Origin of the sequence: Thioalkalivibrio sp. ALMg9, from assembly GCF_000380625.1 — a bacterium.
GTDB lineage: Bacteria > Pseudomonadota > Gammaproteobacteria > Ectothiorhodospirales > Ectothiorhodospiraceae > Thioalkalivibrio > Thioalkalivibrio versutus.
Map to the genome: position 1 here is coordinate 64,632 of NZ_AQYC01000008.1, position 24,021 is coordinate 88,652.

The 24,021-nt window shown below is 62.1% G+C and carries 26 protein-coding genes and 1 pseudogene; 21 read left to right on the plus strand and 6 right to left on the minus strand.

What is annotated here, in order from left to right:
• The first annotated feature begins 89 nt into the window (after positions 1 to 89).
• From F792_RS0105510 to F792_RS0105580, 15 genes are all read left to right on the plus strand, one after another.
• Positions 90 to 392, plus strand: a complete 303-nt coding sequence (locus F792_RS0105510; RefSeq protein ID WP_038084421.1) for an RAQPRD family integrative conjugative element protein — start codon at positions 90 to 92, stop codon at positions 390 to 392.
• Positions 389 to 622 (plus strand): DUF3262 family protein, encoded by a 234-nt coding sequence (locus tag F792_RS0105515; RefSeq protein ID WP_018168718.1) that lies wholly within the window; start codon positions 389 to 391, stop codon positions 620 to 622. Before F792_RS0105510 ends, F792_RS0105515 begins: the two co-directional genes overlap by 4 nt.
• Before the next feature lie 12 nt (positions 623 to 634).
• Positions 635 to 1,006, plus strand: a complete 372-nt coding sequence (locus F792_RS0105520; RefSeq protein ID WP_018168719.1) for a TIGR03745 family integrating conjugative element membrane protein — start codon at positions 635 to 637, stop codon at positions 1,004 to 1,006.
• Positions 1,007 to 1,039: 33 nt separating this feature from the next.
• Entirely contained in the window at positions 1,040 to 1,372 is a 333-nt protein-coding gene (locus F792_RS0105525; protein WP_018168720.1) for a TIGR03750 family conjugal transfer protein, read from the plus strand.
• Positions 1,369 to 1,995: a PFL_4703 family integrating conjugative element protein gene (locus tag F792_RS0105530; protein ID WP_018168721.1), complete on the plus strand. Its 627-nt coding sequence runs from the start codon at positions 1,369 to 1,371 to the stop codon at positions 1,993 to 1,995. The genes F792_RS0105525 and F792_RS0105530 overlap by 4 nt, the downstream gene beginning before the upstream one ends.
• A complete protein-coding gene (locus tag F792_RS0105535) occupies positions 1,995 to 2,777 on the plus strand; it encodes a TIGR03749 family integrating conjugative element protein (protein WP_018168722.1) in 783 nt (260 codons plus the stop codon). Before F792_RS0105530 ends, F792_RS0105535 begins: the two co-directional genes overlap by 1 nt.
• Positions 2,762 to 4,165 (plus strand): TIGR03752 family integrating conjugative element protein, encoded by a 1,404-nt coding sequence (locus tag F792_RS0105540; RefSeq protein WP_018168723.1) that lies wholly within the window; start codon positions 2,762 to 2,764, stop codon positions 4,163 to 4,165. Before F792_RS0105535 ends, F792_RS0105540 begins: the two co-directional genes overlap by 16 nt.
• Positions 4,122 to 4,541 carry a TIGR03751 family conjugal transfer lipoprotein gene (locus tag F792_RS0105545; RefSeq protein ID WP_155987714.1) on the plus strand — a complete coding sequence of 140 codons (420 nt, stop codon included), beginning with the start codon at positions 4,122 to 4,124 and terminating at the stop codon, positions 4,539 to 4,541. Before F792_RS0105540 ends, F792_RS0105545 begins: the two co-directional genes overlap by 44 nt.
• Entirely contained in the window at positions 4,541 to 7,282 is a 2,742-nt protein-coding gene (locus tag F792_RS0105550) for a conjugative transfer ATPase (protein WP_018168725.1), read from the plus strand. The genes F792_RS0105545 and F792_RS0105550 overlap by 1 nt, the downstream gene beginning before the upstream one ends.
• A complete protein-coding gene (locus tag F792_RS0105555) occupies positions 7,279 to 7,704 on the plus strand; it encodes a hypothetical protein (protein WP_018168726.1) in 426 nt (141 codons plus the stop codon). Before F792_RS0105550 ends, F792_RS0105555 begins: the two co-directional genes overlap by 4 nt.
• A complete protein-coding gene (locus F792_RS0105560) occupies positions 7,701 to 8,096 on the plus strand; it encodes a TIGR03757 family integrating conjugative element protein (protein ID WP_018168727.1) in 396 nt (131 codons plus the stop codon). The genes F792_RS0105555 and F792_RS0105560 overlap by 4 nt, the downstream gene beginning before the upstream one ends.
• Positions 8,097 to 8,107: 11 nt before the next feature.
• Positions 8,108 to 9,130 (plus strand): TIGR03756 family integrating conjugative element protein, encoded by a 1,023-nt coding sequence (locus tag F792_RS0105565; RefSeq protein WP_026305911.1) that lies wholly within the window; start codon positions 8,108 to 8,110, stop codon positions 9,128 to 9,130.
• Between the two features lie 85 nt (positions 9,131 to 9,215).
• Positions 9,216 to 10,484, plus strand: a complete 1,269-nt coding sequence (locus tag F792_RS0105570; protein WP_018168729.1) for an integrating conjugative element protein — start codon at positions 9,216 to 9,218, stop codon at positions 10,482 to 10,484.
• Positions 10,481 to 10,819: a hypothetical protein gene (locus tag F792_RS0105575; RefSeq protein ID WP_018168730.1), complete on the plus strand. Its 339-nt coding sequence runs from the start codon at positions 10,481 to 10,483 to the stop codon at positions 10,817 to 10,819. The genes F792_RS0105570 and F792_RS0105575 overlap by 4 nt, the downstream gene beginning before the upstream one ends.
• Positions 10,816 to 12,342: a conjugal transfer protein TraG N-terminal domain-containing protein gene (locus tag F792_RS0105580; RefSeq protein WP_018168731.1), complete on the plus strand. Its 1,527-nt coding sequence runs from the start codon at positions 10,816 to 10,818 to the stop codon at positions 12,340 to 12,342. The genes F792_RS0105575 and F792_RS0105580 overlap by 4 nt, the downstream gene beginning before the upstream one ends.
• 30 nt (positions 12,343 to 12,372) lie before the next feature.
• Here the strand turns inward: F792_RS0105580 and F792_RS14305 are convergent, their stop codons facing one another.
• Positions 12,373 to 12,783 (minus strand): hypothetical protein, encoded by a 411-nt coding sequence (locus F792_RS14305; RefSeq protein WP_018168732.1) that lies wholly within the window; start codon positions 12,781 to 12,783, stop codon positions 12,373 to 12,375.
• A 441-nt stretch (positions 12,784 to 13,224) separates the two neighbouring features.
• On the opposite strand from F792_RS14305, the gene F792_RS14800 reads away from it, so the two are divergent.
• From F792_RS14800 to F792_RS14520, 4 genes are all read left to right on the plus strand, one after another.
• The gene (locus F792_RS14800; RefSeq protein ID WP_156000291.1) at positions 13,225 to 14,133 is read left to right on the plus strand and encodes a HipA domain-containing protein; all 909 of its coding nucleotides are present in this window, start codon (positions 13,225 to 13,227) and stop codon (positions 14,131 to 14,133) included.
• The gene (locus F792_RS14115; protein ID WP_018168734.1) at positions 14,130 to 14,906 is read left to right on the plus strand and encodes a hypothetical protein; all 777 of its coding nucleotides are present in this window, start codon (positions 14,130 to 14,132) and stop codon (positions 14,904 to 14,906) included. Before F792_RS14800 ends, F792_RS14115 begins: the two co-directional genes overlap by 4 nt.
• 349 nt (positions 14,907 to 15,255) lie before the next feature.
• Complete coding sequence (locus F792_RS0105600) at positions 15,256 to 15,837, plus strand: recombinase family protein (RefSeq protein WP_018168735.1); 582 nt, start codon at positions 15,256 to 15,258, stop codon at positions 15,835 to 15,837.
• On the plus strand, positions 15,830 to 16,072 hold the full coding sequence (locus F792_RS14520) for a WGR domain-containing protein (protein WP_081620119.1): 243 nt from the start codon (positions 15,830 to 15,832) through the stop codon (positions 16,070 to 16,072). Before F792_RS0105600 ends, F792_RS14520 begins: the two co-directional genes overlap by 8 nt.
• A 128-nt stretch (positions 16,073 to 16,200) precedes the next feature.
• Here the strand turns inward: F792_RS14520 and F792_RS0105605 are convergent, their stop codons facing one another.
• The 5 genes and pseudogenes from F792_RS0105605 to F792_RS14310 all read right to left on the minus strand — a co-directional run.
• Positions 16,201 to 17,199, minus strand: coding sequence for a hypothetical protein (locus F792_RS0105605; RefSeq protein WP_018168736.1), 999 nt, complete (start codon positions 17,197 to 17,199; stop codon positions 16,201 to 16,203).
• Positions 17,200 to 17,294: 95 nt separating this feature from the next.
• On the minus strand, positions 17,295 to 18,380 hold the full coding sequence (locus F792_RS0105610) for a DUF262 domain-containing protein (RefSeq protein WP_018168737.1): 1,086 nt from the start codon (positions 18,378 to 18,380) through the stop codon (positions 17,295 to 17,297).
• A complete protein-coding gene (locus tag F792_RS0105615) occupies positions 18,380 to 19,501 on the minus strand; it encodes an adenine-specific methyltransferase EcoRI family protein (RefSeq protein ID WP_231362635.1) in 1,122 nt (373 codons plus the stop codon). The genes F792_RS0105610 and F792_RS0105615 overlap by 1 nt, the downstream gene beginning before the upstream one ends.
• Positions 19,502 to 19,623: 122 nt before the next feature.
• Complete coding sequence (locus F792_RS14805) at positions 19,624 to 20,496, minus strand: hypothetical protein (RefSeq protein ID WP_156000293.1); 873 nt, start codon at positions 20,494 to 20,496, stop codon at positions 19,624 to 19,626.
• 233 nt (positions 20,497 to 20,729) lie between these two features.
• Positions 20,730 to 20,945, minus strand: a pseudogene (locus tag F792_RS14310) (hypothetical protein); the annotation flags it as partial.
• 737 nt (positions 20,946 to 21,682) lie between these two features.
• Between F792_RS14310 and mobH the strand changes: the two are divergent.
• Positions 21,683 to 23,515, plus strand: coding sequence for a MobH family relaxase (mobH, locus tag F792_RS0105630; RefSeq protein WP_018168741.1), 1,833 nt, complete (start codon positions 21,683 to 21,685; stop codon positions 23,513 to 23,515).
• 155 nt (positions 23,516 to 23,670) lie between these two features.
• Entirely contained in the window at positions 23,671 to 23,982 is a 312-nt protein-coding gene (locus tag F792_RS0105635) for a carbon storage regulator (RefSeq protein WP_018168742.1), read from the plus strand.
• Positions 23,983 to 24,021 lie beyond the last annotated feature (39 nt).

Sequence of the window (24,021 nt, forward strand, 5' to 3'; positions counted from 1 at the left end):
CCTCGCGATCGGTTTGAGGATTTTTCGTAGTCGCCACGGCCGGGAATCAGAAGACTGTGGCTCACGCTAACGCCTCGGAGTCATACGCCATGCACAGGACCCTTGTCGCGCTCGCTACGGGCGTGGTGATGATCACCCTCACACCGGCGGCCCTGGCCGACCGCGATGCGGAACGCGAGAGCCTGAGCCGACTCGCTCACGAGATCCAGGCCCTGCACGCGCTGGTTGATCAGGCCGAAGCCCATGCCGAACCCGACGCACGGATTCGCTTCCAGTACGACTGGCTGCGCCACGACCTGGAGCGGGTGCAGGCCGGCATCGAGGAGCACCTCCGGGCACCGCGCGCCCAACCGCGCCGGGTCGAGCCCCTCAGTGGTGATTACCGCCGGTGAGCGGCGATGCCTCCAGTCAGTTCGAGCAGTGGGCCGGCGCGAGTGGCGCCGACCTGGGGCTCGCGATCGCGGCCATTGTCGCGGTCACCTATCTGATCTGGCTCATGTGGGTCGTGATGGGTCAGTTCCGCGCCTGGAGCGATCGCGAGACACCCATGTTCGACCTGCTTTGGGTCTCTGTACGGGCCGCCGTCGTGGTGATGCTCGTGGGTTACTTCATCCGTCCATAGGAGGACTTTCCGATGCTCAATACCTGCAAACGCCAATGGGCCCGCGCCCGCCACATCCTTATGACTGGAGTCGTGGTCGCCCTCCACTCCACGCCCGCCTGGGCGCAGAACCTGCCGACGGCACCCGAGCCCGACGGAGGGTTCGAGGATGGCAACTGGATCGACGTCATGCGCGGCTACATCTTCGAGGGCGCGATCGTCCTCGGCACGCTGATCGCCGTCGCCTCCTTCCTGTGGGTGTCCTGGACCGCGCTGACCAAATTCAATGAGGCCCGCCAAGGCAAGGCCGAATGGGGCGAGGTGGGTCTGCTTGGCGTGGTGGGTGCCGTGGTGCTCCTCGTCCTGAGCTTCTTCGTCAATCAGGCCATTTCGATCATGGAGTAATGCCGCGTGGCGACACCCGGACTCGAAAACCGAATGGCCGAGCGGCTTAACGAGGAGCCGCCCATCTTTCGCGGCTGCTCCTCCAGTGAGCTGCTCGCCATTCTCGTGCTCGCCGTGATCGGCTGGCTACCCGTCGGGATCCTGCTCGGTTTCGTGGTCGGCGCTCCGATGATGGGCGTCGGATTCGCGGCGATCGCCGTGCTGGGGACCGTATTCATCACCGCCACGATCTTCCAGAAGATCAAGCGGGGCCGCCCCACCGGCTACTACCAACAACGCGCCATGCTCGCCCTTCACCGGAGCGGCCTGCGCAAGGTCCCGGTGACGCTACGCAGCGGGACCTGGGACCTGGGGAGACGTTCGTGAGATACCGCAAGGAACTCGACAGCGCCCGATCGCACATCAACACCCTCCGGGGCGTCATCGGCGTCATGGCGCTCGTGGCCCTCGGCCTGTGGTGGGGGTGGCAGCAGGCCCCCGACCGTCTGACGGTGCACATCCCCCCGGAGCTGCGCACCGGCGGGGTTCTGGAAGCCGGAGAGGTGCATCCCGCGTCGGTGTACACCTTCGCGTTCTATATCTGGCAGCAGGTCCATCGCTGGCCCGAGGACGGGCGCGCGGACTACCCGGACAACCTTTGGTCGCTGCAGGCGTTCCTGACTCCACGGTTTCAGCAAACCCTCGAAGCCGACCGCGAGCAGCGCGAGCGGCGCGGTGAGCTGCGGGATCGCAGCCGATTCATCCGGGAGATCGACGGCCTGCGCTACACCCCGGACCGCGTGCAGGCCACGGGGGACGGGACGTGGACGGTATGGCTGGACGTGGAGGTCGAGGAGCGCATCGACGGCGAGCGCGTCAAGCAGGTCTTCATCCGCTACCCCCTGCGGGTGATCGCCTACGACATCGACCCTGAATCGAACCCCTGGGGGCTCGCCCTCGCGGGCTTCGCCCAAGACCCCTATCGCATCGATCCGGAGGAGGAGCAGTAATGCGCCCGATCCTCGCCATTGCCCTTATCGCGGCCCTCGCGGGCCCGGTGTCGGCCACCGCCGACGACAGCCCCGACCGCATTACGTGGGACGGCACGCCCGTCCAGGTCACCCTGCCCGTGGGGCAGGAGCGGCTGATTCGCTTCCCCGCAGGGCACGTCCGCGTGGGGCTCCCACCCCATATTGATGATCAGGTCCGCGTGTTCTCGAACGACGGGGTCGTGTACCTCAAGGCGCAATCCTCGTTCGGCCCCGCCCGCGCCGTCATTGCCGATGTCGAGTCCGGGGCGACGTTCATGCTCGACCTTTCGGCCGAAGACGGGGCGCGCGCCAACGAGGTCGTCATTCATCGACCGGGGAGCCGCCGGGACCGCGCGACGGACGTCCCCGACGCCGAACCCGACCACCAGAACCTGGACTACGTGGCGCTGACGCGATTCGCGTCCCAATCCCTGTATGGCCCCAGCCGGCTCGCCCCGCAGATGCCCGGCGTGCGCCAGGTTTCGCTGAACCGGGAACCGGTCCGGCTGGTCCGGGGCGCGGCCGTCACCGCCGAACCGCTCGCGGCCTGGCGTGGCGGGCGCTGGTATGTCACCGCCGTCAAGCTGCGCAACGCCACGGAATCCCCGGTCACGCTCGACCCCCGCGACCTGCGGGGCGACTGGCTGACGGCCACCTTTCAGCATGCGCGGCTGCACCCGGCCGGCCACGAAGCCGACACGACCGCCGTGTATGTCGTGTCGGACCGCCCCTTTGACGAGAGCTTTTGGGGGGTGCGCTGATGGTTTCCACCAAGGGCAATCGACTCCTGCCGATCATCGGCCTGGCCGTCGGGGTATTGATGATCCTGGTGATGTTGCGCTCGTGCGGCACCGAGCCGACGGCCGAGGCACCGGACTCGTTGGACCAGCGACAGGCGGCGGCGCAACCGGACGCGGACACCGCCACCGACACCATCCGCACCCTGACGGCCGAGCAGCGCGAGACGCGCCGACAGCTGCGCGAACTGCGCGAAGACAACCAGCGGATGCGCGAGCAGCTGGCCGAGGAAGCACGGCAGGAGCCGGACCCCGAGCGCCAGAGCCACCTGGAGGGACTCCTCGGGCGCATGGACCAGCTCAGTTCCCGCGTACAGGACATGGGGCAGCAGCTGGAGCAGCGCGACGAAGATCCCGACCTGGTGCCCGGGAGCGACATTCCGATCGGGCTGGGCATCCGGGAAGACGAGGCCCCGGTCATTCAGGACCGCACGCGCACGGCCGAACCCGAGTCCGCCGACACCCTGCGCTGGACGAATCCCGTGGGCTATGACCCCGAAGAAGAAGGGGGCGGGCTCCTCGATCGCAGCCGGTCGGTGGCCGGCACCATCCGGGATCGCGGCGCCGCCGGGATGGAGAGCGCGCGCGACACGGCGGCGCGCGCCACCGGCACGGATACGCCGGAGGAAGATCCCCGGTACACGGTGCCACGCAACTCGACCCTGATGGGCTCGACCGCCATGACGGCCCTGATCGGTCGCGTACCGCACGGCGGGACGGTGGAGGACCCGGTGCCATTCAAGGTGATCGTGGGCGAACGCAACCTGGCCGCCAACGACATCGAGATCCCCAACATCGAAGGCATGATCTTCTCCGGCACGGCCATTGGCGACTGGACGCTGTCCTGCGTCCGTGGGTCGCTGGAGTCGGTCACCTTTGTCTTCCAGGACGGCACCGTGCGCACCCTGCCGGACCCCGACGGGGATTCCGGCGACGCCCTCGGCTGGATCTCCAACGAGCGGGGCGTGCCCTGCATTGCGGGCGATCGCATTTCCAATGCAGCGGCCTATCTGGCGCAGTCCACCGGCATCGTCACGGCGCAGGCCGCCGCCGACGCAGCCGCCGCCGCTCAGACCACGCAGATCGTCGGGCAGGAGGGATTCACGCAGAACATCGTCACCGGCGACACCGGGGAGTTCATCGCCGGCCGCGCGGCATCCGGCGCCGCTCGCGAACTCGCCCAGTGGCTGCGGGAACGCCAGGAAAGCCACTTCGACGCGGTCTTCGCCCCCGCCGGCGAAACGGTCGCCATCCACCTCGACCGGGAACTGAGGATCGATTATGAACTTGAAGGCAGAAGGGTCTCCCATGAAGCGTTCGAGCGCCGCTCTACCCATCGCACTCTTGATTAGTGCGGTCCTGACCGCCGGCTGCGCCTCCACTTCGGCGGACAAGGTGATCCCGAAGGACGGCCCCACGATGGACGAGGTGTACGAAGGACACTTCGAGTCCATGGGGCGCACCGATGTCGATGCCGCGCGTCAGGCGCTGCAACAGCCGATCGGCCGAGACGTCCAGGACGGCACGGCGGATCTCGCGGGCTACACCCGGTCCGCCCACGACGAAATCGAAACCCGTTTCAGTCGGGTCCCCAATCCGACCCTGGTGATGTTCGTGTACCCGCACCTGGCCGGTCGCGACGAGGTGCCCGTGCCCGGGTATTCGACGTCGTTCCCGATGTATGACCGCCACCACTATGCACTCCCCGGAGAGGCGGGAGCCCGATGATGCTGAAGATGCTCACCTCGCTCCTCCCCGGCCGTTCGGCAAGGGATGAAGACGAGAACCAGGGGCCCGACCCGAACCTGGGCGGGTCGCGGCCGGTGACACAGGCCGAGGTCAAGGACCTCTACCGCCGGCCCAACTCGTTCACGGACCTGCTCCCGTGGACGGACTACGACCCGGCGACTCAGGTGTTCCTCCTGGAGGACCAAAACAGCGTTGGCGCCCTGTTCGAGCTGACCCCGGCCAGCTCCGAGGCGCGCACGCCCGAATACATGGAGGACCTGCGCCAACAGATCCAGGGTGCGCTGACCGACGCGGTCCCCGAGGTGGACGGCTCTCCCTGGGTGCTGCAGGTGTTCGTGCAGGACGACCCGTCGCTTGGAGGTGTCACCGACCATATCCGGGCCTATGCCCGCGAGCGGTCCGAGGACAATCCGTTTCGGGACGCCTACCTCGCGGAAGTGGACGACCATCTGCACCGGATCTCGCAGGAGGGCGGCCTCTTCGTCGATCAGCAGGTCACCGGGGGCGCGTGGCGTGGGCAGAAACGCCGCGTGCGCGCGTGCCTGTACCGCCGCTCGATCTCGGGCGACCTGTCGCCCGAGGAGACGCTCAACCAGGTCGCCGCCCAATGGGCGACCTCCCTGGAAGCCGTCGGGGTCGGCGTGAAGCGCTGCAAGGCGCAGGATCTATATGAGTGGCTCGTCCCGTGGTTCAACCCGCGTCCCGAGGTGGCCGATGGCGACCCGGAGAAGCTGCTGAACGTCGCCCCCTACCCGGGTGACGAGGATCTCCCGTTCGGCCGTGACCTGGCCGAACTGTTCACCTATTCGATGCCGGTGTCGGATGCCGAGGCCGGCGTCTGGCGCTTCGATGGTATGCCCCATGCGGTCCTGAACGTCCAGAGCCTGCGTCAGGCGCCCAAGACGGGGCATTTCACGGCGGAACGCCAGGCCGGCGAGAACATCTATGCGCTGTTCGATCGCGCCCCCGAAGGCACGATCCTCTCGGTCACGATCACCATCCAGCCGCAGGACCAGGTCTCCAACCACATCGGGCAAATCCACGCCGCGTCCCGTGGGGACAACATCGAATCGCGGCTGGCACTGGAGGAGGTGGAGACGGCGCAGGAAGAACTCGCGCGAGGCAACAAGCTCTACCCCACCCAAATCGCTTTCTATATCCGCGCGGAGAACGACACGCAGCTGGTGCGCCGGCGCAACGAGCTAGCCTCGCGTCTGGTGGCAAACGGCCTCCAGATCATCACCCGAGAGGCCGAGCTGCTCCCGCTGGACACCTACCTGCGCGCGCTCCCGATGGCCTATGACCCGACCCTGGAGCGCGTCACGCGCCGGAGCCGCTACGTGTACGCGGACCACCTCGCCGCCCTGCTCCCCCTTTACGGGCGCACGAAGGGGACGGACCACGCCGGGTTTCTGTTCTACAACCGGGGCGCCGAGCCCCTGATGTTCGATCCGTTGCATCCCTCGGATCGGAAGAAGAACGCCCACGCGTTGATCCTTGGCCCCACCGGGGCCGGCAAATCCGCCCTGCTCACCTATCTGATCCTCCAGATGGTGGCGGTCTACCGCCCCCGGATCTTCATCATCGAGGCGGGCAACTCGTTCGGTCTGCTGGGTCAGTACCTGAACCACCGGGGCGTTTCGGTCAATCAGGTCTCCCTCAACCCCAAGGAGCGTGTCAGCCTGCCGCCGTTCGCGGCGGCGACCCAGCTCCTGGACGACCCCCTGGTGGACAAGAAGATCGAGGAAGAAAACCCCGACGAAGACGACGAGGACGACATCGAGGAGGGGCGCGACCTGCTCGGCGAAATGCAGATCGCGGCGAAGATCATGATCACCGGGGGTGATCCGCGCGAGGAGGCGCACATGCGCCGCCCGGACAACACGGCCATCGCCAACGGCATCCTCCGTGCCGCCAAGAACGTCCGCGCAGCGGGGCGCGAACAGGTCCTGACCGAAGACGTGGTCGCCGGGTTGCACGAGGTCGCGAAGGAGGAAGATTCCCCCGAACGCCGCAAGCGTGTAAGCGAAATGGCGCAGTCCATGGAGGTGTTCTGTCACGGGTTCGCCGGCAAGGTCTTCAACCGGGCCGGCGAGCGTTGGCCGGAGGCCGACGTAACGATCGTCGATATGGGAATCATGGCGCGCGAGGGCTACGAGGATCAGCTCACGGTCGCCTACGTGGGCCTGATGAACCATATCAACGACCTGGTCGAGCAACACCAGCACTCCGAACGCCCGACCCTCGTGCTCACCGACGAGGGCCACATGATCACGACCAATCCGTTGCTCGCCCCCTACGTCGTCAAGATCACGAAGATGTGGCGAAAGCTCGGGGCCTGGTTCTGGATCGCCACGCAGAACCTGGAGGACTTCCCGGACGCGTCCCGGAAGATGCTCAACATGATGGAGTGGTGGATGTGCCTGGTGATGCCGAAGGAGGAGATCGAGCAGATCGCCCGCTTCAAGGACCTCACCAGCGAGCAGAAAAGCCTGCTGCTCGGAGCCCGCAAGGAACCCGGCAAGTACGTCGAGGGCGTGGTCCTGGCCGACCAGGTGGAAACGCTGTTCCGCAACGTCCCACCCCCGATCGCCCTGGCCCTGGCGATGACCGAGAAGCACGAGAAATCGGAGCGCCGAAAGATCATGGACGAGCTGGGGTGCTCGGAAGTCGAAGCCGCCGAAGAAGTCGCGCGCCGGATCGGAGGGGACGCATCGTGATCAATCAACACACCCTTTGGGCGAGCGACTTCGCCTGGACCGAATGGCTGCTGGTCGCCGGGGGGCGCAAAGGCCTGTTCCTGATGCCCGAGAACAAGGGTGGCCCGGAACGACTGGAGATCCACACCCTCCCTCTGCAGGGCGAGGGCCAGCTGATCCACAAGGGCGGCTGGCTCACCGATGCCCAACGCGACGTCGTTCTGATGGAGCTGACCGTGTACGGGCGCACGCCCGAGACGCTGGCGCGTGAGTTCGAGGAAGGCGAGGTGCGCGCGGGTCCGCTGCGGGACATGGCGATCCGTTTGGCTGAGGCAGAAGGCCGCGTGTGCGAGCGCATGCTGAACGAGCCTCAGCGCCGCTTCCGGGCACAGCTTCACCTTCCCTCGACATCCAGCGCAGGAGGCCGCTCATGCGACAAATGATCGCCGTTCTACTCCTGATGGGGATCAGCCCCGCCGGTGCCGACCCGGGGCAGATCGAGGTCTTCGTGACCACCGGTACGACCGTGTCCACCACGCCGGCCGACCGCCGGGGGATCCCCGTCGAGATCCACCATGTGGACGCCGTGGACCGAGCAACGGAGGCCCTGAGTCAGGGGCTTCCAGCCGACCCCGAGGCCGCGGCCTCAATCGCGCAGGAGCGCCTGGACGCCCGGGCACATCGGGATCTCGAAGCCGCCTACGATCCGCTGCTGCGCGCCTATCGCCTGAACATTGAACAAGTACCGGCCATCGTCTTCGACGGCCAGGCCGTGGTGTATGGCACAACGGATCTCGCGCGCGGCCTGCGCGAGTATGGACGGTGGCGGCCATGATCCGGGGGTCCATGCGCAGCACCGGCGCCGGAATCGTGGCCGCGCTCTGCCTGCTGGTGGGCAGCCCCGCGAAGGCCGAGGATCCGGACACCATTAGCACAGCCGAGATCACTTCACAGACGAGCAGCGCCCTCTCGTCCTGCCTGAATTGGGAGATCATCGGGGTCTGTCTGTGGCTGCGCTGCACCATTACCGGGTGCAGCGTCGTCACCACCGAACGGATCCGGCACTACGTCCCGGACGCCGTCATTTCGGCCTACCAGAACACCGGCGAAAACCCGTGGGCGGAAATCCGGGGAGCGCTGGGGTCCGCACAGGAATCCGCCGCCGAATCGATCCTGTCGTTCGATGCCTTTGTCGGAGGCGGAAACACGCTGGAGGGGCGCCATTCCCGCGATGCCCGTCAGCTTCGATTCAAGGAAGCGGATGTTGTCGGACACCCCTTCATGGAGATCCTGGAGTACATCGACGTCCCGTACATTTGTCCGGGCGCGGCCACGGCCGAAGCCTTCCACCCCTACTACCAGTCCGCGACCAGCGTACTCGCCTGGCGCTACGCGGTGCCCGAAATGTTCTACACCGAATCGCTCCAGGAGGGTGAGCGGGAGATCGGAGAGTGGGACGACTACACCTGGGGTGCGGTGTACCCCCGGTCGGGTTATGTCTCCCAGCCGGAGGATGCCAAGGCGGCCGCGATCGTCGCGCAGCGGGCGGGCGACATTACCACTCGGGAAGACCAGTCGGGGCATGTCTACGAACAGCTCCCGGGCGACGACGTGGTGCATGAGGACGGTTACCGCGTGTGGCTGCCCCCCGAACTGGTGGAGCGGGACGAAGAGACCGGCACGTTCCAGATGCACATGCCCACGGAGACCAACGCCTGCGAGGTGTTCGGGGAAGACGACACCGAGGACAAGGAGGGCTGGTCCAGCGACAAGACCAACCTCAAGGGCAACTACGTCTGGACGCTCTGGCGCCCGTACAACTGCTGCGAAATCGGGGGCCAGGTCTACCTCGGCTCTGTCACGTTCTAGGAGACGGATCATGCGGATGCGGAAAACACTGATCGCTGCTACAGCCTGCGCGGCGCTTTGGGGACCTACCGCCGGCCATGCCCTCGTGCCGTCCGAAGACGGGTTCTGGTACTACGAAGTGGGCGGTGCCGAGCCCATTTCCAATGCCCCGAATCCCAATGTCACCACGACCCGGCTGGCCTTCGGCGCGGAGGCCAGTGCGGGGTATAGCTGTGGCAGCTTCGATCCCCTGCTGAGCATCGAGAACACCCTGAACGAAGTCGCTCAGGGCATGGAAGACATGGTCGATCAGATGGTCCAGGCCGCCACGAATGCGATCGCCTCCCTGCCGGCCATGGTGCTCCAGCGGTCCAATCCGGGACTGTACGACCTGTTCCAGAACAACCTGCTGCGAGCCGAGGAAGAGCTGTCGCTCGCCACGCAGAGCTGCGAGGAAATGGAAGCCGCCATCGCCGACGGCCGCAACCCCTATCAGGAGTGGGTCACGCTCTCGAAGGGCGATGACTGGCGCGCGGCCATGGGCTCCGGGGGCGACATCGTGCAGGTCCAGGAGGAGATTGATCAGAACGCCGGGAACGACGGGGCCGAATGGATCGGAGGTCGGCGTGGTGGACAGGGCCAAGAACCGATTGATGTGATCAGCGATACCGTCAAGGCAGGCTACAACATCACCCTGGACCGGCCCCCGAACGCCGGAACACCCTATGCAGGGGGCGGAGACACGCCCCTCCTCGCGCGGACCTGGAGCAGCCCACAGGAGGCGCAGGAGTGGGCAACCCGGGTGCTCGGGGACAAGCACATCCGCACCTGCCAGGGCTGCGAAAGCGAGACCACCCCCGGCGTGGGCCTCCTGCCCATCCTCGAAGAAACCAACCAGCAGGTCCGCGAGGACCTGATGCAGCTCGTTTCGGGCGCGACCAATCCGACACGAAACAACCTGCGTGACGTTTCGGCACCCGGCGTGGGTGTGTCACGCGGCCTGATCGAGTCGCTTCGCGAACTCCCGGAATCCGACCGGATGGTGGCGACAGGACGACTCGCACAGGAAGTTGCGACCGCGCGCACGATGGAGCAGGCCCTTCTGACCCGTCGCATGCTGCTGAGTGGGCGGAAGGCACCGGAGATCGACGCGGCCGGCGTCGCCCGCGAAGACATCCGGGACGGCATCGAGGAGATCACCTCGGAGATCGACACCCTGATGCTGGAGATCGAGGCGCGTCAGGCGGTGGTGTCGAATACGGCCAGCTCGATCCTGCGTGAAGCACAGCGCCGGACCAACGCATCCAGCGGCACCCCGTCCCCGCAACCGATTGAGACCGCCCCAATCCGTGGCGGCGTGGTGCCACGGCCATGATTTCTCGGATCCCGCGCCACCTCCTGATCGGGGTCATCGCGGCCTTTGCGATCGTCATCGTGGCGGGCCTCGCGTGGAACATGATCGAAGGGGCGGAGGCGGTACGCGCCCGACTGGACCGGGCTGAATGGCTGCTGGCCGGGTGGCGCTGGCTGCTTATCGCGGCGGTCGTGCTGGGTTGGCGGTACTGGGTGACCTGGCTCGGCGGGCACCTGCCGGCGGAGTCGCAACAGCGTCTGGTGGACGCGCGCTGGAGAGTCGCGGGATGGCTCGTGATCCTGGAAATTCTGCTGGGACAGAACCTGCTGGGCCGCGCCGTGGAGCTAGTGGTATGACCGTTGGGCATCCCCTCGAAGCATTCACCACCATCTTTGGGTGGATGCAGTTTCAGAATCTGTGGGACATCCTGGTGTTCTCGGGGATTGCGTTCATCCCCTTCCTGATCATCGTGATCCGGGCCTTCGTGGACAACTACACCGGGCAGGAGGCCAAGGCCGGGAGCCGGAAATCCGTCCACATGATGGAGGTCGAGATCGTAAAGGCGCTCTCGGTCGTCGTGCTGGCTGCGCAGCCGATCTGGCCCCTCGCTCTCAGTGAGCTGGAGTTTGAGAACACCTGCAATCAGACACCAGGCATTTCCGGCATCGAGGACACCACGTACTCGGACGCCTTCGATCTCACGAACGCGTCGGTGCCGGTCTGGTGGTACGGGACGATGGCGATCTCGAAGGGGATCACCGGCGCGGCGATCGCCGGTATCGGTTGCCCGGAAGAAATGGTGCGCACACGCCTGACAATCGATGAACAGCGGATCTCGGATCCCGAAGTGGCGCAGAACGTCCAGCGATTCACGAATGAGTGCTTTATCCCGGCCCGCTCTCGATACCAGCGAGAGCGTCCGGACGTCGATTCACTGCTGGCCACGCACGGCACGGACGATCCCGAGTTCATCGGTTCCCGTGTGTACCTGCAGACCGGAGGATTCTACGACCGCTATAGGGCCGGCAGCCCCGTACACGGCTTCGACTACAACCCGGCCCGAGACGATCCAGATTACAACGAAGGCGCGGAACCGATTTACGGTCGGCCGTCCTGTGAGGACTGGTGGAGCGGGAACGGAGGACCCGGTCTGCGGCAGCAGATCCTGGATGAAATGGAAACCAGCACCTTTGAGGGGATCCGGGACCGGGTATCCGGATTCTTCGGGACCTCGGACGAGGAGATCGAAGACCGGATGATCCGACGGATGGTCGATCAAGCGGCAGTCAACGCCCCGACTGCGACCAGCGACCTCGTAAATTCCAATACCGATGCCGGCGTGTTCTCCCGCATGGCGGCGTCGTTCGGTATCGCTCAGCAGGAAATGTTCTCCCACGGCCCCCTGATGCTCACCATCCGCGAGGCCGCGCCCATCGTGCAGAGCTTCCTGCTCATGGGGATCTACATGCTGCTCCCCATTCTGCTCGTGTTGTCGCTGTACTCCTGGGGTCCGGTGTTCATCGCGACGGCCTCGATCCTCACGATCACGTTCTGGACCTACCTCTGGACGATCAGCCGCTGGCTGGAGGACAACATGATGGCGGCGTTGTATCCGTCCACGGGTAATTACATGGCATCGAGCTTCGGGTCGCTACTGTCGAATGACATGGGGATGAAGGCCAGCATCCTGAGCATGGCGATCGGGTTCCTGCACATCGGCCTTCCGCTGCTGTTCAGCATGCTCGTGGGATGGGCGGGCTTTAAGGTCCAAGGCGCGATGGGCGCTGCAGATCAGACCAGCGGCGGCATGGACAAAGTTGGGGGCGCCGCCGGGACCGCTGCCGGGAGAAAAGCGATGGAAGGCAGCCGACGTCGCTAGTTGCGGCGCGGGTTGGAAGGTAGGACGCCTTTACCTGTGATGTTTCCATCCGAGTTGGGTCCACGAGTCGTCGGGCGCCTCGCGTCCCGGCCCGACGGCGCCGATATAGGTCCTGCCATCGAGTGCCTCAATCTCCACGTTCTCATCCGAATAGGGGTCAGGCAGTACATCGCCACCCTCAAAGCCAGGGGTTTCGGCTGGGACCATCATGTCGCCTAGGATGTCAGCCACTGTCGCGTCCTGACTTGAAGCGCCGGCGGCCTCCTGGCCGTCCAGCGCTGGCCGGGCAACAGCGTGCCCAACGCCCAAGCCCAAGCCGACCAGCGCGGCGCCATAGCGCCGCACGCCCACCGTCCAGCCATGCCGACGGACGGCGGTCACCAGCCCTGCGGACAGGAAGATGGCCAAGGCGGCCAAGATCAGAGTCAGGATGAAGCCCATACACTACCCACGACGTTTCTGCGTCTATTACTACACACTTAGCGCAGTCGGGCCACGGACGCAACCACCGTGACGTGCGATGCCGTAGGTGGATCGAAGTTAGCCCGAACGAAGAGCCAGGCTCGACTCCGAACCAGGCTTGTCTGCGAGGCTTATGCGCCCTCAGACTATGGCGTTGGCACGCACGAGCAACATTGGGCGTCGATCGCCGCAGGTTGATGGATAGGACATGATAGTGGCCCAAGCTAGGCGGAGTCAGGGGCTACTTTTATCGCTGGACACTTCAAGCTCGCCGGTCGGGGGCGCGATCGTGCGAGGAGGCGTCACCGTGAGCGCAAAGCGAGTAGAGTGGCCGGGCCGGATGCGGCATCTTCGGTAACGATGTGCAGTTTTCCCTTTCTCAGCCGGGGCACAGCAGCCCCATCGTGTGTCCATGCCGAAATGTTCACTGTAATCGACATCGAAGCCGACTGGGCACTCGACGATGAGCCCATGGGTAGCAAGGACAAATTCTGGGTAGATCGTCCGGACGATTCTCTGCCGTGGCTGTTCAAATTCAGCCGCGTCAACGATGGAGAGGAGACTGGCGAGCACTGGTCGGAAAAACTGGCTGCGGAAATCGCGCAACGGCTCGGCATTCAACATGCGCCGGTCGAATTAGCCCGATTTGGCGATTCTTGGGGCAGTCTGTCTCGAATGTTCGAAACGCTTGCCGATGAAGCGGTCGAGCTCGTTCATGGAAATGAGCTCCTCGCAGGTGAAATTCCAGCCTATGATCCCGAACGCAGGTATAAGCAGAACCAGCACACCCTGGAGAATATCCTGCACGCCGTACAGCATGGCATTCAGGGTAATGAGTCCCGATTGGCGGAAGCGTACCACCAAATTGGCGGGTATTTGGTACTGGACGCACTGATCCTGAATACTGACAGGCATCATGAGAACTGGGCGCTGTTCCGTCGCACGAAGGGCGATAACTCGATCGAACACTGGATAGCACCATCATTCGATCACGCTTCATCCCTAGGGCGAGAGCTAACGCGGAGCATGTTGATCGACTGGCAAAACGACACGACGATTGATCGGGTTGCTTGGTACGCTAAACGTGGACGTGGCGGTGTGTTTCGCAATACGGGGGACAGAAGAGGCGCTAATCCGTTGCAGTTGGCTGAGCTTGCACAGCGTACGTGGCCGCAATTTATCGATCCTTGGCTAAAACGGCTGCGAGACGTCGGCCGCGAGGCTATTACCGCTCCCTTGGAGCGTGTTCCGCCGGACTGCATGACAGAGGCGCATCGATGGTTTGCGCGAAACCTTCTCGAACATACCTACTCACGATTGGTGCGATGATGACGGATCAGACGTTGTACCTGGCCTGGCAGGACCGACACGGTGGGCACGATGGAAAGTCCGCTACCCGACAGTGGTTTCCTGTCGGGCAGCTTGACACGCTCAGCAAAGGAAAGGGGTATCGGTTCCGATACATCCGAGGTGCCGAAGAGGCGCGGGACAAGGCTGGATTCCAGCCGCTGGACGCGTTTCCGGAAATGTACGGCGATTACCTGTCGCCAGATCTATTTGCCCTCTTCCGGAACCGCGTGCCGAGCAGGGCACGGCGCGATTACGGCAACATTTTGAAGCGGCTTGGCTTAACTTCGGAGGCCACTCCGTCTGAGATTCTGGCTGTTTCCGGCGGCAGGAAACAGACCGACAATTTGGAGGTCTTCCCAAAGATCCAGAAGAATGTTGACGGGAGCTTCACCTGCGGATTTTTCCTACACGGTTGGCGCCATGTGAGCGACAGCGCGCGCCAGAGACTTTCTGCGCTGGAACAAGGCGATGAACTGCGTATTGCGGTTGAACTCAATAACCCGGCCACTGGAGTGGCCTTGCAACTCCAAACTTCGGATGAGTACCACGTGATTGGATGGGCCCCTCGATATCTGATTGCTGATCTCCTACAGGCTGTTTCGGAAGCACCGGCAAAACTCACTGCTCGTGTGGCGCGGATCAATCCGGCACCCGCACCCTACAATCAGCGTTACCTGGTCGATATGAGGGGGTCTCTCCCAAAGACGGTCGAACCCATGAGTTCACCGGATTTTCAGCCACTAGTATCTTGAGACTGGCCACCTCAGCCCACCCAGGGGCTGAGGCTAATCACGGCACCGCGGTCCGCGGTACCTGCCGAACGGGAATTCAGCGCCCCTAGCCAGCAGTCGGTTTCTAGACGCTTTTTTGCTTCCATCTTCCCTAACACTCGGATCCTCCCGTTCCCAACACTCGGATCCTCCCGTTTTCTTCCTGCGAATGCGCATCGGCCCACCCGTCTCGAAATTGATCGTTTTCGAGAGGGTCAGGCCGAATCCAGCGATGCCACCCCATTGATTGCGGTCAAGCGCCTCAAAACTGTGTCTTGAAACCCTGTGTCGCAGAACCTAGCATAGCGATGAGTTTCGAGAGGCCAAGCCTATGAAAGTCGGGTACGCGCGCGTTTCAACCCGGGACCAGGACCCATCGCTCCAGACCGATGCCCTGCGGCAGGCCGGGTGCGACCGGATCTACGAGGACCGCGCTTCGGGAGCCCAGCGTGATCGTCCGCAGCTTCGGGAGGCCCTGGATTACATGCGGCAGGGCGACGTCCTGGTGGTCTGGAGACTGGACAGGCTTGCCCGGTCAATGCGTCAGCTCATTACCACCGTTGGGGATCTGGAGGAGCGCGGGATCGAGTTCCAATCCCTGACGGAGTCCATCGACACTACGACGCCAGGCGGGAAGCTGGTCTTTCACGTATTTGGCGCAGTGGCCGAGTTCGAGCGCTCCATCATGCAGGAGCGGACTCGTGCGGGCCTGGACGCCGCGCGCCAGCGTGGCCGCACCGGCGGGCGCCCCCCTGCGCTTACAGACGAGCAGCTGGCCTTTGCGTCGACAGTCCTTTCCCATTCCGATGCCCCCGTGCGGGAACTCGCCAAGCAACTGAGTGTTTCGCCCGCTACGCTCTATCGCCACTTTCCCGGCGGCCGGGCCGCACTTCGTGACAATAGCGATGAATGAGGTCCGCCTACGCAAGGTCGTCCCGGATCGCAATCAGTACCGGTTCTACCGGATGCTCATCCAGAGAGGGCTTTTCGGTGGGTATGCCGTCTGTCGCGAATGGGGCCGCATCGGACGCCCTGGAACCACTCGCGAAGAACGGTGCAGTACCGCGGACCAGGCAGAGGCGACGCTCACCCAAAGGGCTGCGGCCAAGATGCGACGCGGCTACACCGGCTGGTCGAACGACGCGTAGGGCAAAAGGGAAAGGCTCGGGAAGGGAATGGCATGAAGAAGGGCAAGGGGCTTACCCGAAAAGGGATGTCGATAAGTCGAGCCAAAGGGCACAAACGGTATAGGTTCCGAGCCGCCCTACGCGTAAGCTCAGCCGTGCGGCTTTGCCGCGTCGGCTGCAGCGCCTTGTTGGGCACGCGGCCTAAATTCTGTCAATGCGTCAGCGTTCTCGCAGTACCACCTAAGAAGCTGCTGGGCTGCCTGGAGCCCAGCGAGGATATCGGCGCCTTGCGAACTAGCCGTAGCGCTCGGATCTAGGCGCGGCACTCTGAGCCGAACCGCGCCGGATTTCCCCGCTCTCGTGACTTTCATTCCCTCGGCGAGCGAACGTTCAAGCTCCGCGCGCATGGCGTTCAGGCGAGGCCCAGCGCCGCTTACTTGGAGATCGACGTAGCCGTGGGTGAACTTGTGTACGAGGCCCACGCCGCGAGGTAGTTCTGGCGAGTGAAAGGATATGAAAGTGGATCCAGCAGGCTTTGTACCGGGCTCCCGCATTTCACGATCCGGCGCGTATTTACATGAGTACAACCAATATTCCCGCCAAAAGGAACTGGCTGCCGCGTCCTCTTCGGGCTGATAGCCAAGTGTACCTTTCTCTATTGCTGCTTGTAGTAGCGCGATTTTGTAGTGGCGTCGGTTTCCTAGGTCCTCTGCTGACAGGAACCAGTCCAGGATGGCTTCATACGTGATCCTATAGTCGAAACCTTTGTTCCCGGACAATGGGGCAAAATAGCGGCTCGGCGCGATAATCACGCTGTAGTACCGGGCACAGACCTGGCGCGATACGTATCTATCACCGCGGAGGCGGTACCGTTCGGCCTGCCGCGGCTGAAGTCCGGCGCCCACCTTATTCTCGACTAGCAAGCGGGAGCGTCGCCCGTCGGTAGCAGCAAATGTCACTTCAAGATCCGACTCGCCCGTCGAGTCTGTCACTGAGCGCTGCGCATCTATGCACGCTCCTACGTCGAGCGACAGGTTGAGCCCCAGCTCAACGAACCAATTCCCGAACGCCGGAGACGCTATGAACTCTTCAAGAAGTAGGAGATCCACATCTCGCTCTGACACGCTGGCTATGGAAATTCCCATCATGTTTGTTCCTGTGCCCAACAGTAGATTAGACAGAATCTGTGATATTGGTGATATGCAGATTCTGGAAAACACCCACTAAGCCGTGTTAGGCCGAGTCATTTGCCCCCTTTTTTACGGTTGTCCTCGATGCAGAGCATCTGACAGTTGTCCGCCTCAGTCTTGCCGCCCTCGTGCCACGGCCTGATATGGTCTGCCTCCATCTCCTCGATATTAAAGGTGTTGCCGCAGTCCGGACAAACGCCCTTCTGCCTCTCAAACGCTGAACGGACCATCCTCTCATCGAACTGGCGAATGTTGAGATGCTTCTCCTTGCCGTTCAAGACGTAGAGGTAGATACCGCGATGGTTCGTCACGTCTGGATCTTGGATGAGCGCCGAAATACGATCCTCGAGTTCGTCCGGGTCGAGAGCCACGTCCTTGTACTCATTGTAGAGAAAACCCCAAGGCTGACCCTTCATTGCTTTCTTGCGCTCCACGGGAAAGGTCGCTCTCACCCAAGCAACGACGTTCTGGAAGTAGACCCACAATTCGTTCGCCTTGGACTTATGTTGATGTTTTCCCATATAGCCCGGAATATCGCCGCCACTGATCCAGTCGAGGACGGTTTCAAGATAATCTTGACGGATTGCCGCTCCTTTCATTAAGTCTCCGCCCACTTGGTGGGCGGGACACCCAGTCTTGCTGAAGTGCTTCTTAGCGTCAGACAACCAGGGACCAGCATACGTCGCGTTGCGAAGTTCTTGCTTGGTCAAAACCTTACCGGCAATGTTGATGGTCTCGAACCACGCCAAGCGCTCGCTGTCTGTCCCTTCACAGAAGTACACCATCAACTCGTAATTGAGGATCTGCTCCTGCTGGTCATCCGTTAGGTTGTGGAAATAGAGGTCGTTCCACGCGAACTCTCCGTCCACGTACTGACAGATCGAGATCGTGCGCTGCTGGCCGTCGATCACTTCGTAGGTTCCGTCGTCGCGGACGGACCAATACATTACGTTGAGGGGAAAATCTTTGGTGAGTGTGTCAATGACCTTGTCTCGCTCTTTGGCATCGTAGACGAACTCACGTTGATAAGGCGGGCGAATGTCGAGTCTGCCGCCGTATCCGCGAACACCACCCTCCGCGTCGTCTTCGTAATCCTCACATAGATCGCGAACGGAGATTTCCTTGAGTTCGATTTCCATCAGATTTCAACCTTCTTGCTGCGGATCAAGATGCGAGGGTAAGTCTGAATAAAGAGCTCACCGCTCACTTTATAGTAAGTCTTTCCAGAGGGGGGTGTCGCCACCTTAATTACTGCGCCATCATTTAACTTCCCAACGAGACTGACTTTGCCGTTTGCGCTCACTTGCTCTTGCTGCGGATACTTCTTGTTCGCCGCACCAAACCACGTTTTGGTAATTCCGACAATCTCAAACTGATCAGGGTTGTGCTTCGCGAAAAATCCGGGAGTGACACCCATTACACCCTTGTAGTCCTTTGGGATGTTGGCAACTGCGCCAACCTCTATGGCATCGAAATTGTCATAAGCGGGATATTCGTCAGGATTGTACGTTTTGTAGAGAATCAAATTCTCGTGGCGTTTCTTGTAGTCGAGGTTGGTGAACCAACACATATTTCCAAAGCTGCGCCACTTCTGGCCCGCGTCATCAACCCAGAACCGCGTTGCGCGTTCTTGGTAATGCTCTGGAACTTTGAAACTCATGTCACCGCTGTTAGCGCCCAACCACATTTTCTCGTCTTTGAGAAGCGGAAAGATTTCCTTCAACGTGATGGCGTTCTGGCTTGCAAGAATGAGGAACTTCTTTTTGAGCTTTATGAGTTGTGAGACATATTCCCGAAACAGAGAGAAAGGCGGATTCGTGACCACGATATCCGCCTGCTTCAAAAGATCGATGGCCTCCGGACTTCGAAAGTCTCCGTCGCCTTCTAGGAAGTTGGCCTCGATTTCGTGGTCTCCAGGGATGCGGTCACCATCCTTGTCCCCATCGTACTCTAGGAAGATCGCTCTCTCGCTGTCATGCTCGCTGAAGAGGTCTCGCTTCTGGTTCTGGTAACAGGTTGCTATTAACTTTTTGAGACCGAGCCTCTCGAAGTTATAAGAGAAAAAGTGGAAGAAGGCGCTGACTCTCGGGTCGTCGCAGTTGAGGTAGACGACCTTGCCCTTAAAGTGCTTCCGATAGTGCTTGAGCTCTCGCTCCACATCCTCTAATTGTGTATAGAACTCGTCCTCTTTGTTCGCCTTTGCTCTGCTCAAACTCGCATTCTGCGTATCTACCATCCTATTTTTCCTGAGCTCGACCATTGATTTTTTCGGATACACCACGCCTTGTGGGTAACTCGGCGGTCTAACGCCGCCCATAACCCGCAGCTAAAAGCGGAGCAACGAAGGAGCGTAGCTTTTGGCTGTCGGAGTTGACGGGCTTGTTAGCCTTGAACATGTGGATGCACCAAAAATGCGACCCTCGAACCAACCTCAACAACATGAAATCCATTTTCATCAACCAGCAGTTGGAAACGCGGCTTGTTTTCAGGCTCCAATCCGTGCTGACGGATTTTTTGAATGAACATATCTGTGTTTTCCTTTACATGCTTTTCAATATCTCTTACCAGACTCCGATAGCGGTCAGCGAGCATTTTTGACTGGACCGAAGTCCCTGCGGTGCTGTATCCGCCTCCGATTGGCCCATACACTACACCTTCATCGACCTGTACCAGGGTTTGCACGCCGGCCTTGCGAAGCTTAGCAATGTCATCATTGGTTGGTTGATAAGCAAGTCCCAAGACACCATTAATGCGATAGTTTGCAATGGCCTCCGGCCACTCCTCATGAAGCGTCTTTATAAGCTCTTGTTCACGCCAAGCGCCGTGCGCCTTTATGTCAATGAAGTACACGTCCGAATTACCGACCAATGCAAACAGCAGTGGCCCAGTCCTCCCAGCGAAGCCATTGCTTATATTTTGACCCAAATGAAAATGATGTATCCCCCAGTCGTTCAGAAGATAATCCTCATAAGTGTCGCTCAGTATCGTTTTGCTTAGGTGCGGCGTAACGTCGTCGCCATTGGCGAATTTAGCTTTTAGCGCCGCGTAACCAGATTGATGTTCTTGCGGACATGAAAGCCTGCTCGACTCGTGCACATCGCGACATAACGGTGGGACCCTGCGCTTGCGTATATTAAAGAACTTATACGAAAGGTCGTCAGGCGTATCAGTTGCGTCTACAGCATATCCTGCTGTGGTTATCTCGCTGCGAAGATACTCAACCCAATCGCCAGACAAATCAATTTCTATTTCCATCCTCGCTCCTTAGAAAGGCTAACAGTGTATTAGAAAGGATCTGGGATATTGGCGCTATACAGATTCTGGATAACACCGACATAGCCATGATATCCCGCGAGCGCGGCTCCATGCCGTTCGGTTACCAACGCGCAGAGGGGAGACTGCTTGGTGAACCTCGCGGCGGGATTGCGGCGTTGTGCGTTTCGGGCCCGGTGGTGCCGAAGGGAGCGCCAATGCGCCGAGACATGTGTTCATTGAGCGGGCCTCGTGGGGATGGTGCGTTGGTCGCCTGTCCCGGCGGTCAGCAGGTGCAGGATCAGTAGGGCGAAGTCGCGTTGGCGTTCGGGGTCGTCGAGGACCTGCATGGAGAGTTTTTCGTGGTCGGTCATCGCGTCGAGGACGGTGTCAGTGACGCGTTTGGGGAACAGGCCGTGCATCACCTGGCCCGGATGGTTGTGGACGAGGGCCAGGGTGGAGCGCCGGCGGTACGGGATACGGGGCTTGGTCAGACCGCGATCCGGCGCTGGGTCGAGCAGCTCAAGGCGGATATCGCCGGCGAAGCCGGCGATGGGCGACCGCTGACGTCGGAGCAGCGCCGGATCCGGGGGCGGGAAGTACAAGCATAGGCAGAGCTCACTGGTCGCGCTGTACCGCGCCATTCGACCGCACATGTCGTCTCCATCCGCATCGGCATCCGGGCCCGAACCGTTGCCTTACAGCTCAACCCGTTTGTTTGGGGCCATGTTCTTCGTGGCGAGACGCGCCCTCACGATCCGTTCGTGCTCTTCCGCGCCGCGGGCTTCTGGTGACCGCTCACCCACCGTTACGGTGCTGACGCGGACCTCGGTCTCCGGTCCATGGCGTCGGCGCAGAATGGGCGAAAGTGCGTCTGCGTACTGTTCAGCGAGGCCATTGTCACGGAAATACGCCACTGCACCCCCACCACAAACTCGGGTATGCGGCCCGACCATGACTGTGTCCTTAGCCTCTATGGCAAACAGGGTGATCGGGAGACGGGCCGCACCCCGTACCTCCACGAAATAGAGAGTTTCCCTTCCTCTCATCGCTTTGCCCCCTTGGCTTGTTGCTGGCGTCAGGGTACCCGACCCTTGCCTGAAAAACAGGCGCCATGCTGACAGGGTTTACCCATACATGAGCACCGCGAAGTCCGCATCATCATACGGTCCCCATTTCTGGCTGAGCCATGCTGCGTCTGTTCCGTCGATCAACCCCTCCAGATGGCCCGAGCTTCAAGCCACCGATTGACGGGCTACTCCCCGTCCTCAAGCCCGACAATCTACTGCAGCCCCCCCACCGAAAGGCACTCCTGCGCCAGATCACCGGCCTTCTCGCGCTCCCGTCGGAGTGCGCCGAACAGTACGTCGCTGCGACCCTGCGCCAGTACGCGACGTTCGTCCAGGAGGTGCCCGCGTCCGAGGTGCACCATCACTCCGGTCGTGGCGGCATGCTGGACCACGGCCTTGAGGTGGTGCTCAAGGCGCTGCAGATCCGCCGGGGGTACGTTCTGCCACCCGGGGCAGAACCCGAGCGGCTGTCACACGAGGCGGATGCGTGGTCCTACGGCGTCTTCTCGGCAGCTCTGCTGCACGACGTGGGCAAGCCCGCGGTTGACCAGGAGATCGTCCTGTACGACGCCCTGGGCAACCGCCTGGGGCGCTGGGAACCCTGGCTCGGGCCGATGACCGAGCGACCGGGTGCGCACTGGTATTCCGTGCGGTACAGGCGCGGTCGTGTTCACAAACTCCACGAACCTGTATCCAGTCTCGTCGCGCATTGGGTCCTGCCGCCGGAAGGCATGTCCTGGATCGGTCAACACCAGGAACTGCTGCAGGCGTGGATCCATGCAATCCACGGGCGGATGGAGGATGCGGGGGCGCTGGGACAGATCATCCTGCAGGCCGACCGGGAGTCGGTGGCGCGAAACCTGGGCGGCGAATCACCGGACCGACTTCCGACGCCCACGAAGCCGCTCCACGAGAAGCTGATGACATCGCTTCGGCACCTGTTGAGGAGCGAAGATCTGCCGCTGAATCGCAACGGCGCGGCAGGCTGGCGCACGGAGTCGGATCTGTGGCTCGTATCGAAGCGCGCAGCCGACGTGCTGCGGGCACAGCTCCGCGAGGAGGGGCATTCCGGTATTCCTTCAAACAACGACCGGATCTTCGACACACTGCAGGAGCACGGAGTGCTGACCACCAACGGGGACCGCGCCATCTGGAGGGCCCGGGTTGCCGGTGACGGCTGGTCGCACGAGCTAACTCTCATCCGCCTGCCGGTGGCCCGCATTTGGTCCGATCCTGATGCGATGCCGATGGTGTTCGAGGGTTCCGTGAGTCCGCTTGGTGAGGCGCCGGCCGAGGGAACAGCGGAGTCCGGCGAGGGATCGCCAAGCCGTTCGGCACCTGAAGATGCGGGCGCCCCTGCGGCAGATCCGCCCACGGCGAGGAGCGTCGCGATCCAGACGGGTCAGTCTGACGAGGTGGTGGAAGGTCACTCGACCCCCTGCCCGCCCGTATCCGGCGGTGCTGACGACCTGCCGCTCCCTCCGGGGCTCGACGGTGTCCAGGATGAAGCCACTGATGAGCCGAAGGCCGAGCCACCGCCGCAGTCGATGGCGTCCTGCGATTCGGGTGCGGACGCCCCCTTGCCTGAAGACCCGGGGGATGCCTGTCTCGAATGGATCCGACGCGGTGTCGCGGACGGGTCTCTCCTGGTGAACACGCGTGAAGCACGGATCCACGTTGTCCCCGAGGGGGTGCTGCTCGTCAGCCCCGGGATCTTCCGTGACTTTGGGAGCGCGACGGGCCACGCGTGGAACACCGCTCAGAAGCGCTTTCAGCGGTTACAGCTGCACGAGAAGTCTTCCGAAGGCACCAACATCCATCGCTATGTGGTACGGGGTGAACGCCAAACGAGCCGTATCAACGGTCTCCTAATCCGCGACATCTCCGCTGTCTTCGGTCCGGACTGGATACCCTCACCCAACGACCACCTGACACCCGCCACCGAAGCGTAAGCCAGCCGTCTTGCCCGGATAGTTACAGGGGTGTGACACGGGAGCAAGAACGAAATATTCTCCATGGTTTCTTCCGAAATCATAAAAATCGAATATTCGGAAGAAATGCAGAGGGAGCTGGCAAACAGGCAAGGAAGCAAGGAGGAGGAAAAGGAATGTTGGTTTTGACCCTGAAGGACGGGGAAGCACTGTACGTGGGGAATAGCGCCCTCGTGGTCGCGGTGCAGACCCAGGAAGCACCACTTCGACTGGCGGCATGCGCGCCCGGTCTCAATGTCGAGTGGGACACCGCAGGCAGCCGAATCACGCTTCATCACCCGGACGGCCCTGTCCGTATGGAGTACGTCGATCATCGCAAGGCGCGCCTTGGCATCGAGGCCCCCGATAGCGTGGAGATCGTGCGCGAGGCGTTGCAGGAGCGACGTCAATCCTCCCAGGAAATTTCGGCTCCATCGCAAACGGAGTAGGCGGTTTCACTGCTGGATTCGTGAGGACGCGCGCCTGGC

Bases quoted from the DNA above. Each gene is read 5' to 3' on its own strand.
- F792_RS0105560 (WP_018168727.1), top strand. From the start codon at position 7,701: ATGATCGCCGTTCTACTCCTGATGGGGATCAGCCCCGCCGGTGCCGAC.
- F792_RS0105545 (WP_155987714.1), top strand. From the start codon at position 4,122: ATGAAGCGTTCGAGCGCCGCTCTACCCATCGCACTCTTGATTAGTGCG.
- F792_RS0105605 (WP_018168736.1), bottom strand. From the start codon at position 17,199: ATGATGGGAATTTCCATAGCCAGCGTGTCAGAGCGAGATGTGGATCTC.
- F792_RS14115 (WP_018168734.1), top strand. From the start codon at position 14,130: ATGATGACGGATCAGACGTTGTACCTGGCCTGGCAGGACCGACACGGT.
- F792_RS0105550 (WP_018168725.1), top strand. From the start codon at position 4,541: ATGCTGAAGATGCTCACCTCGCTCCTCCCCGGCCGTTCGGCAAGGGAT.
- F792_RS14800 (WP_156000291.1), top strand. From the start codon at position 13,225: ATGTTCACTGTAATCGACATCGAAGCCGACTGGGCACTCGACGATGAG.
- F792_RS0105610 (WP_018168737.1), bottom strand. From the start codon at position 18,380: ATGGAAATCGAACTCAAGGAAATCTCCGTTCGCGATCTATGTGAGGAT.
- F792_RS14805 (WP_156000293.1), bottom strand. From the start codon at position 20,496: ATGGAAATAGAAATTGATTTGTCTGGCGATTGGGTTGAGTATCTTCGC.
- F792_RS0105535 (WP_018168722.1), top strand. From the start codon at position 1,995: ATGCGCCCGATCCTCGCCATTGCCCTTATCGCGGCCCTCGCGGGCCCG.
- F792_RS0105525 (WP_018168720.1), top strand. From the start codon at position 1,040: ATGGCCGAGCGGCTTAACGAGGAGCCGCCCATCTTTCGCGGCTGCTCC.
- F792_RS0105520 (WP_018168719.1), top strand. From the start codon at position 635: ATGCTCAATACCTGCAAACGCCAATGGGCCCGCGCCCGCCACATCCTT.
- F792_RS14305 (WP_018168732.1), bottom strand. From the start codon at position 12,783: ATGGGCTTCATCCTGACTCTGATCTTGGCCGCCTTGGCCATCTTCCTG.
- F792_RS14520 (WP_081620119.1), top strand. From the start codon at position 15,830: ATGAATGAGGTCCGCCTACGCAAGGTCGTCCCGGATCGCAATCAGTAC.
- F792_RS0105575 (WP_018168730.1), top strand. From the start codon at position 10,481: ATGATTTCTCGGATCCCGCGCCACCTCCTGATCGGGGTCATCGCGGCC.
- F792_RS0105580 (WP_018168731.1), top strand. From the start codon at position 10,816: ATGACCGTTGGGCATCCCCTCGAAGCATTCACCACCATCTTTGGGTGG.
- F792_RS0105635 (WP_018168742.1), top strand. From the start codon at position 23,671: ATGTTGGTTTTGACCCTGAAGGACGGGGAAGCACTGTACGTGGGGAAT.
- mobH (WP_018168741.1), top strand. From the start codon at position 21,683: ATGCTGCGTCTGTTCCGTCGATCAACCCCTCCAGATGGCCCGAGCTTC.
- F792_RS0105510 (WP_038084421.1), top strand. From the start codon at position 90: ATGCACAGGACCCTTGTCGCGCTCGCTACGGGCGTGGTGATGATCACC.
- F792_RS0105615 (WP_231362635.1), bottom strand. From the start codon at position 19,501: ATGGTCGAGCTCAGGAAAAATAGGATGGTAGATACGCAGAATGCGAGT.
- F792_RS0105565 (WP_026305911.1), top strand. From the start codon at position 8,108: ATGCGCAGCACCGGCGCCGGAATCGTGGCCGCGCTCTGCCTGCTGGTG.
- F792_RS0105600 (WP_018168735.1), top strand. From the start codon at position 15,256: ATGAAAGTCGGGTACGCGCGCGTTTCAACCCGGGACCAGGACCCATCG.